This is a genomic window from Synergistaceae bacterium, from assembly GCA_031272035.1.
Taxonomy (GTDB): domain Bacteria; phylum Synergistota; class Synergistia; order Synergistales; family Aminobacteriaceae; genus JAISSA01.
In genome coordinates, this window is record JAISUO010000090.1 from 23568 (window position 1) to 31869 (window position 8302).

Genomic DNA, 8302 nt, shown 5'->3' on the forward strand with positions numbered 1-8302 from the left:
TCATCCTCCGGTTCATTCCAGCAGGAGTTTTTCGGGTTCGGGCTCCGGTTCGGGCCGGTCTTCGTCCATTCGAACGATGCTGCAGTCCGCCACAAGGTCGCCCTCGTCCAGGCGCACCGTAATATTCCCCATGGCCGTCCGGCTCAGAAGCGGCATCTCCTGAACGGCCACGCGAATCATGCGGCCCCGGGTGGTGATGGCGATAATCTCGTCCTGGTCGCGCACCGCCCAGCACCCGATCAGCCTGCCGGTTTTCGGCCCCAGATTCATGGCCCGTACCCCCGAGGTTCCCCGATGGTGGGGAGTGAACTCCTCGAAACGGGACCGTTTGCCCACGCCGCGTTCGCTCAGGATCAGGATGTGGCTTTCCTCGCTGACCACGTCGCAGCTGATGATGACGTCCTCAGGGGCGAGTCTCATGCCTCGAACGCCTCGCGCGCTTCGTCCCATGGACCGGAACTCCTCTTCCGGAACGCGAAGGGCCTGGGCGCCCGCCGTCATCAGTAAAAGGTCGTCCTTCCCCGTGGTCAGACGCACCTGCGCGATTTCGTCCCCTTCGTCCAGAGTGATGACGCGGCGCGGCCGGTTGGAGCCCGCCAGCTCGGAAAGCTCGATGCGCTTGGCCACCCCGCTCCGGGTGATGAAGAAAGCGTAGTTGAGCCCTGTCAGCTCGCCGCCGTACAGAGCCACCACATGCTCTTCCTTTTCCAGAGGAAGCAGCTTCGCGATCTGCTTGCCCTTGCCCGATTTCGTCTCCGGAATCATGTGACCGCGCAGGGTCAGAACCCGCCCCCGGGAGGTGAAGAAATACAGTTCCCGATGGGTGTGAGTGACGCTGACCATGGCGATGGCGTCTTCTTCAGGGACGAAAGCGCCCTTTCTGCCCTTTCCGCCCCGACCCTGAAGGGTGTAGCTCTCCAGATCCTGACGCTTCAGAAAACCGTCCTGGGAGAGCACCACCACGATGTCGCTCTCCGGAATCAGGTCCTCGTCCGAGGATTCCTCAAAGCTGTCGATAATTTCCGTGCGGCGGTCGTCGCCGAAACGGGCGGCCAGATCCTCCAGCTCGGCGCGGATCACGCCGTCCAGAACTTTCGGGTTGCCCAGTATTTTTTTATAGCCCTCGATGTCGGCCAGAATCTGCCGCAGTTCGTCATGGAGTTTCTCCCGTTCAAGGCCCGTCAGGCGCTGGAGCCGCATTTCCAGAATCGCCTGGGCCTGAATCTCGGTGAAGGCCAGACGTTCCACGAGGCTTTCTTTGGCCTCCGCAGCCGTCTTGGCTCCCCGAATCAGCGCGATGACCTCATCGATGCTGTCGAGTGCCTTCACCAGCCCTTCGAGAATGTGTTCCCGGGCCTGAGCCTTGTTCAGGCGAAATTCGGTTCGCCTGCGGATTACGTCTCTCCGGTGCATCAAAAAGACGGAGAGCATGTCCACGATGGGCAGCTCCCGGGGATGACCGTTCACCAGAGCCAGGTTGATCACGCCGAAGGTGGACTGAAGCTGGGTATGCCGGTACAGCTGCCGCATGACCAGATCGGAGTCGCCGTCCCGTGTCAGCTCCAGCACGATCCTCATTCCATCGCGGTCGGACTCGTCCCGGATGTCCGAGACCCCGTCCACCTGCTTTTCCTGGACGGCGGAAACCATGGCCTCGATCAGCGTGGTCTTGTTCACCATGAAGGGGATCTCGGTGATGATGACGGAAACTTTGCCCCGCTTTCCCTCCTCCACGTGCATGCGCCCGCGGACCACGATGCGGCCCCGCCCCGTACTGTAGGCGTCCCGGATGCCCTCCCGCCCCAGGATGATGGCTCCTGTGGGAAAATCCGGCCCCGGCATTCGCTTCAGGATTTCCGAAAGTGCGACCTCCTCCGCGGGAGTATCGATGAGATAACAGAGGGAACTGACCACCTCTCTCAGGTTGTGGGGAGGGATGTTCGTGGCCATGCCCACCGCAATTCCCGTGCTGCCGTTGACCAGCAGGTTCGGAAGAGCCGCGGGCAGGGCGAGAGGTTCCTGCAGGGATTCGTCGAAGTTGGGTCCCCACTCCACCGTATCTTCCTCGATGTCGGCCAGCATCAGCTCTCCCAGCTCGAAAAGACGCGCTTCCGTGTAACGCATGGCCGCCGCGCTGTCTCCGTCGATGGAGCCGAAGTTGCCCTGCCCGTCCACCAGGCAGTAACGCAGGCTCCAGGGCTGGGCCATGCGCACCATCGTCTCGTAGATGGCGCTGTCGCCGTGGGGATGGTATTTACCCATCGTTTCGCCGACCACGCGGGCCGACTTCTTATGAGCGGAGCTGTGCCTCAGCCCCAGTTCCGTCATCGCGTAGAGAATACGGCGCTGCACCGGTTTCAGTCCGTCGCGGGCGTCCGGAAGCGCGCGTCCCACAATGACGCTCATCGCGTAACTCAGATAGCTTTGCTTTATCTCCTCCACCAGCGGCAGAGGCACCACCTTTGTGAAAAGTTCTCCGCCCTTCACTTCTTCAGTCATAAGTCAGACACACCTTCATCTACAGGACACCCTTCGGGAATTTTCATAACAGACAGTACGTCCCTGTCACCTGCGAGGCGCGACAGAGACGTACTCAGGAAGTTCTATTGTAACACGTTTTACAGGGTAAAAAACCCTCCGGAACCGCATGTGTCGGAATCCGTATAAGCCGCGTTCGCCGTCACTCCAGCAGGCTCACGATTTCCGGTTTTCCCGCGGCCTTCGCCATATCGAGGGCCGTCTGTCCCGCTTTATCCTTTACGAGCGTATCCGCGCCCGCGCTCCGCAAAAGTTTGATCATCTCGCCGCCGGAGTCCTTCTGAACGGCGATCATCAGCGGCGTTCGCCCGTCGTCATCCGCGGCGTTGACGTCGGCTCCCCGATCCAGAAGGAGCTTGATCATCTCCTGGGATTTTTGATACCGGAGCGCCAGCATAAGCGGCGTGGTTCCCTTTCCATAGCGGGCGTTCGCGTCGGATCCGGCATCCAGCAGGAGTTTCACGATCTCCGGATTCTGGTTCGTGGAGAGCGAGTAATGCAACGCCGTCTGCCCCTGATTATTCACCGCCTTCAGGTCGGCGCCGGCCTTCAGCAGAAGCTCGATCGCCGCGGCCTCCTGAGCCGTACCCGCCGCGATGGACAGGGCCGCTATTCCGCTCCGGTTTTTCGCGTTGACGTCGGCGCCGGCCTTCAGCAGCGCCTCCAGGACCTCCGTTCCCCGATACTCGAAACACGCGACCATCAGCGGCGTCGTTTCATCTTTGTTCCCCATGTTGACGTCGGCGCTCAAATGGATCAGCTCAATGATAACCGCCGGATTGGGATTGACGAGAATCGAGGAAAAAAGAGGCGTCGCCCCTCCCGTCCCCTTGTCGTCGACTCCCGCTCCCGCTTTCACCAGAGTGGCGACGATCTCGGGATTCGTATTTCTCTCGGCGGCGGCCATGATCGGATTCAATTCGTTTTTGTTGCGCACGTTGATGTCCGCTCCCGCCGTCAGCAACACCCGGATCATCTCAGGGTCCCTATTTTCTCCGGCGGCCAGGATAAGGGCCGTGTTTCCCAAAGGATCCTTTTCGTCCACCTTCATGCCGCTGCTCAGAAGCTCCCGCATTTGCAGAGGGGTTCCCTGGGCGGCCGTCTCGAAAAAAATCTCCTCCGCGGTTCCTCCCGATCGCCTCGGAGGGGTCTGTCCCCCGAAGGGCGCCCCCTGGACACTGGCGTAACGCATCTCCGGCAGCGACGAAAAAAGGTCTCCCGCTTCGGCCGCAAAAACCCCCGCGCCGCCTGAAATCAGCAGCGCGACTCCCCACACCCGCAAAGTTTTTTTCAGTAAATTTTTCATTATCGCCTGAAGCACCTCACAGACAAATTTTTTTTCGCATCGCGACGGTCGCACAAAAAACAACACGACATCGCTGCTCGCATCCGGCTTCCAATTTACAACTTTCAATTACAGCTTTCAGGTACGGTCGAAAGCAAAATCAGTATGATAATCTTTTATATTGTAACAGAAAGGAGAGATTAAAATGTCAGACTATTCCAAACTCGCCAGAAACAGCGAGATGTGGACTTATCTTGGCTTCACGCCCTGGGAGCAGGGAAGTATGCAGGGCGTCAGCCGCCAGATCACCATGGTGAAGGGCAGCCTGATGCTTCCCATCGCAAAATATTACGCCTGGGACTACATCGTCTGGCTGCACCGTGACGGTCCGGATATCGAATGGCTTCTGCGGGAATGGAAGCCCCTGCCCGACGTGGTCACGCAGCGCTTTCTTCTCGTGGGAGGATCGGGATCGGATAAACGCAGGGTGAAGAGCTTTGCCTTCGGGTTCAGGGGCTTTTTGGAAATCTATTCCTACACTCCGGGGGGGCCGTACCACCCCAAAGTGAAAGACCTGATTCCGCCGGTGGACCTGGCCTGGAAGGACCCGGCCTGAGCGGCGGACCGCCGGTCACTCCGCCAGCTGGAGGGCGCACTGAAGAAGGACGTCCGCTCCGTTCCCCACGTCCTCCGGAGAGGAATACTCCTCGGGACAATGACTTCTGCCGTCTCTGGAGGGCGCGAAAATCATCGTGGACGGACAGATCGTGTGAATAATCTGCGCATCGTGGCCGGCCCCGCTGGGCATACGCCGGGTCGTAAAGCCCAGTTCCCCGGCGCTGCGTTCCACCAGAGACACCAGTTCCTCCGGAAATACGGCCCGCTTTGTGCGGGAAAGCGTCTCGACCTCCACCGACACCCCTTCCTGCTCCGCGGCCTCCCGGACAACCTCCTTCACCCGCCCGATTCCCCGTTCCAGCAAATCGGGGTCGAACTGGCGAATGTCCACCGTGAGAACGGCCTCTCCGGGAACGATGTTGGGAAGGTTGGGCGACTGGATCAGCTGCCCCGGCGTGATGACCGTGTCCCGCCCGAGATCGAAGGCCAGACGGTTGAGCCCGACAACAGCCCTGGCGGCCGCCAGTCCGGCGTCATGCCGTCGGTTCATGGGGAAGGCTCCGGCGTGGTTCGCCTCCCCTCTAAAGGTGACGCGCAGCCACGAAAGGCCCACAACGCCTTCCACCACACCGATTTGTATGTTTTCGTCCACAAGAACCGGTCCCTGCTCAATGTGATATTCCAGATAGGCGCAGGGAAGCGGATCCAGGCGGTCCGTTCCCACAAAGCCGCTTTCGGCGATGGCGTCACGGCAGCTTTTTCCCCCGGAGTTGCACCGGGAAGCGAAGAACTCCATGTCGGCGAGCCCGGCAATGAACCGGCTGCCCACCATTCCCCCCGACAGAAAATGGACGCCTTCTTCGTCGGTAAAAGAAATAACGGCCACAGGGCGTTTCGTAACGACCTTCGCCTCGTTCAGGGCCCGCAGAACAGCAAGCCCCGACAGAACCCCCATCACGCCGTCGAACATCCCCGCGTTCCGCACCGTGTCGATATGAGACCCCAGAAGAACGGGAGCGGCCCCCGCGTCCCGCCCCGCGCGCACTCCCCAGATACTCGCGGCTGCATCCATCCGGACCTCAAGCCCCAGATCCTTCATCCACCGGACCAGCAGCCGGCGCGCCTCCAGATCTTCTTCGCTCAGAGCCAGACGCGTGCGTCCGGCGCCGTTCTTTCCGATATTCCCCATTTCCACAATCGTATTCCAAAGCGTTTCCCGATCGATTTTCACATCCGCCCGGCCTGCCATTTTACTGTACCTCCAAAAATCGATATAACCGCCAAATAAGAATCCTTCCGCCACGCCCTTTCGGCAATTCTACGCAATATACCGGACAAACGCAATCGCGGTTTCGACTATAATAGCGAGCCATGACAGGGAGGGATTGCTTTTGACGGCAGAAGAAACAGAGCAGATGAAAGTTCAGCCTGACGACACGGAGGAAAAAACAGACCTTGAAGAAGATGATGAAGGGCGTTCTGATTACGATGGTTTTTGGAAAAGCCTGATTGAAAGATATTTCTACCTTCTTCTGAAAAGGGCCGTGCCGGAGCTGTACGAGAAGGCGGACAAAAGCAGACCGCCCATTTTTCTCGATAAGGAATTTCAGGACCTTTTGAATACAGGTGACCCGAAGATCCATAAATTTGCGCATTCGGCGGATAAGTTTGCAGGCGTTCCGCTGACGGAAGGAGACACGGAGCGCGTTTTATTTCATGCGGAGGCCCAACAGAGCAACGGCGACGGAAATCTCGCCGAGAGGATGTATCATTACAAATGCCTGATCTATGGGCATTATCGGCAGGAACCGGTGGCGCTGGCCATTTCCGCGGAGAAGCGGCCGAGCGGTGAGCGGCAGTTTTATGAGTACAGCCACTATGGAACGGAGACCGTTTACCGCTATAATAATCTTATGCTGACGGAGCTAAATGATGAAGAGTTGTTGTCGAGCGACAATCCCATAGACCTCGTGCTTTATGCGGCAAAAAAATCGGCGGCGAGCAAAGAGGAACTTCAGAAGTACAATTATCTGCGCACGCTGGCAGGAATCCTTGGAGACCGGGGTTGGAGCCTGGAGGAAAAGCATGATCTTCATCTTTTTATTTCCCGGATTCTCTGCCTGGAAGACAGAAAACTGTCGGAACAATACAGAAAATATCTGTGTCAACTTAACGAGGAGGGAAAAGAAGTGTTCATCCCGTTTTTCGAAAGAGATTACCTGGAAAAAACCAAAATGGAAGCCAGGCAGGAAGGCAGAATAGAAGGTAAGATGGAAGGCAGGATAGAAGGCATGCAGGAAGGCAGGCAGGAAATGGCCAAAAATCTGCTGGCTGATGGCGTTCCTCCTGAAATCATCGCAAAAAGCTCGGGTTTGTCGGTTGAACAGGTGCGTTCCCTCGTTCATTAGTCTGGTGTAAAACATTGATAAAACAGAGCCCTCTCCCCCAACAATACAGAGAATATCTGTGCCAACTGAACGAGGAGGGAAAAGAAGTGTTCATCCCGTTTTTCGAAAGAGATTACCTGGAAAAAACAAAAATGGAAGCCAGACAGGAAGGCAGGATAGAAGGCATGCAGGAAGGCAGGCAGGAAATGGCCAAAAATCTGCTGGCTGATGGTGTTCCTCCTGAAATCATCGCAAAAAGCTCGGGCTTGTCGGTTGAACAGGTGCGTTCCCTCGTCCATTAGTCTGGAGCGTTCGTTGCGTTTTTCGAAAAAGACGGCGTGAAAATTGACAAAAGCAGGGTCCCTTCAGAAAAGATGACCCTGCTTTCAAAGGGGGAACGCAGCCGAGAGAAAATAAGAATGGTATATTCAAACATTAGCTTCTTCATTAACATTAACGCTCGATTGAAAACAAATTGGTATCAATCAATACTTTCTAAAAGGAGAGGAATAACGTGAAAAAGTTTGTGACATTGGCGATTTTGATGGTTTGTTTGAGCGCGGTTCCTTCCGCCGCGAAAGAGAGCGGCTATCAGTCCGCTTCCCCGGTCGGGGTTTTATTGAGAGCGGCGGATGACACGATCCGCGAGACCGCCGTTGACGACCGAAAGACCGATGATCGGCGGAAAGAACTCACTCCTGAGGAGCGCAAGGCTGAAGAAAACAAAAAAGACAGGCAAAAGGACGACAAACGTCCCGACGTTGAGCGGCGCAAGGAAATCAAGCCCGACAAACGCAAGGCTGAAGAAAACAAAAAAGACAGAAAGAAGGACGACAAACGTCCCGACGTTGAACAGCGCAAAGAAACCAGGCCTGAAGAGCAGAAGATTTGACGGAAACAAAAACGACGACAGAAATGACAACTGGAGAGTCAACGGTAAGCGGCAGGACGACAGACGGTTCGGAGCGGCCCTGAGCTGGAACCGCTGGCTCTTTTCTGTACAAACTCAAATTGGCGTGAAAAATTAACAAAAGCAGGGTCTCTTCAGAAAAGATGGCCCTGCTTTCTCGTTTCCTCTCATATTATTGCCTTACATTCTCACTTCGGGTCAGGCTTTGACGTCTACCCGTTCGGCCATCTTCTCTTTGATGGCTGTCACCAGTTTCAGCACTTCGTCGGAGGGGATCTTTCGCACAATTCGACCGTCCGTCGCATCGATCACATGGATCTGCACTATGCCCGCCTCGTCATGAACCTCGAATTTCAGGTCATGGCTCATCATGGATACCAGCTCCGACGTGCGTTTCATCATCTCCCGCACACTCTTTTCATCCTGCTTAATCTCCGAATCTTTTGCAGGTTCCTGAACCTTTTTTACAAGCTCCACGTTCGGCGCTTCCGTCGTGCTCAACACCGATAACGGAAGGGCTTCGCGCAGAGTTTCGTGTTGTGAGGTGCTGACGAAGGATGACAA

The 8302-nt window shown here is 56.6% G+C and carries 8 protein-coding genes; 4 read left to right on the forward strand and 4 right to left on the reverse strand.

The genetic code is table 11. The features are described from left to right. Nucleotides 1-12: 12 nt before the first annotated feature. Together gyrA and LBR61_10605 are read right to left on the reverse strand one after the other, a co-directional pair. Nucleotides 13-2499, reverse strand: a complete 2487-nt coding sequence (gene gyrA / locus LBR61_10600; protein ID MDR1732527.1) for a DNA gyrase subunit A — start codon at nt 2497-2499, stop codon at nt 13-15. 181 nt (nt 2500-2680) lie between these two features. Continuing rightward, nucleotides 2681-3844 (reverse strand): ankyrin repeat domain-containing protein, encoded by a 1164-nt coding sequence (locus tag LBR61_10605; GenBank protein MDR1732528.1) that lies wholly within the window; start codon nt 3842-3844, stop codon nt 2681-2683. Between the two features lie 184 nt (nt 3845-4028). On the opposite strand from LBR61_10605, the gene LBR61_10610 reads away from it, so the two are divergent. Beyond that, on the forward strand, nt 4029-4439 hold the full coding sequence (locus LBR61_10610; protein MDR1732529.1) for a hypothetical protein: 411 nt from the start codon (nt 4029-4031) through the stop codon (nt 4437-4439). Nucleotides 4440-4454: 15 nt separating this feature from the next. On the opposite strand, the gene LBR61_10615 is transcribed toward LBR61_10610, so the two are convergent. Next, entirely contained in the window at nt 4455-5690 is a 1236-nt protein-coding gene (locus LBR61_10615; GenBank protein ID MDR1732530.1) for a M20 family metallo-hydrolase, read from the reverse strand. A 142-nt stretch (nt 5691-5832) separates the two neighbouring features. Here LBR61_10615 and LBR61_10620 point away from each other — a divergent pair, with 142 nt between their 5' ends. The 3 genes from LBR61_10620 (at nt 5833) to LBR61_10630 (ending at nt 7720) form a co-directional block, all read left to right on the forward strand. Continuing rightward, nucleotides 5833-6849 carry a hypothetical protein gene (locus tag LBR61_10620; GenBank protein MDR1732531.1) on the forward strand — a complete coding sequence of 339 codons (1017 nt, stop codon included), beginning with the start codon at nt 5833-5835 and terminating at the stop codon, nt 6847-6849. Nucleotides 6850-6935: 86 nt separating this feature from the next. Further along, nucleotides 6936-7130 (forward strand): hypothetical protein, encoded by a 195-nt coding sequence (locus tag LBR61_10625; protein MDR1732532.1) that lies wholly within the window; start codon nt 6936-6938, stop codon nt 7128-7130. Nucleotides 7131-7342: 212 nt separating this feature from the next. Then, nucleotides 7343-7720, forward strand: a complete 378-nt coding sequence (locus tag LBR61_10630) for a hypothetical protein (protein MDR1732533.1) — start codon at nt 7343-7345, stop codon at nt 7718-7720. 216 nt (nt 7721-7936) lie between these two features. Here the strand turns inward: LBR61_10630 and LBR61_10635 are convergent. After that, on the reverse strand, nt 7937-8302 hold a 366-nt coding region (locus LBR61_10635), incomplete at its 5' end, for a flagellar protein FlaG (protein ID MDR1732534.1).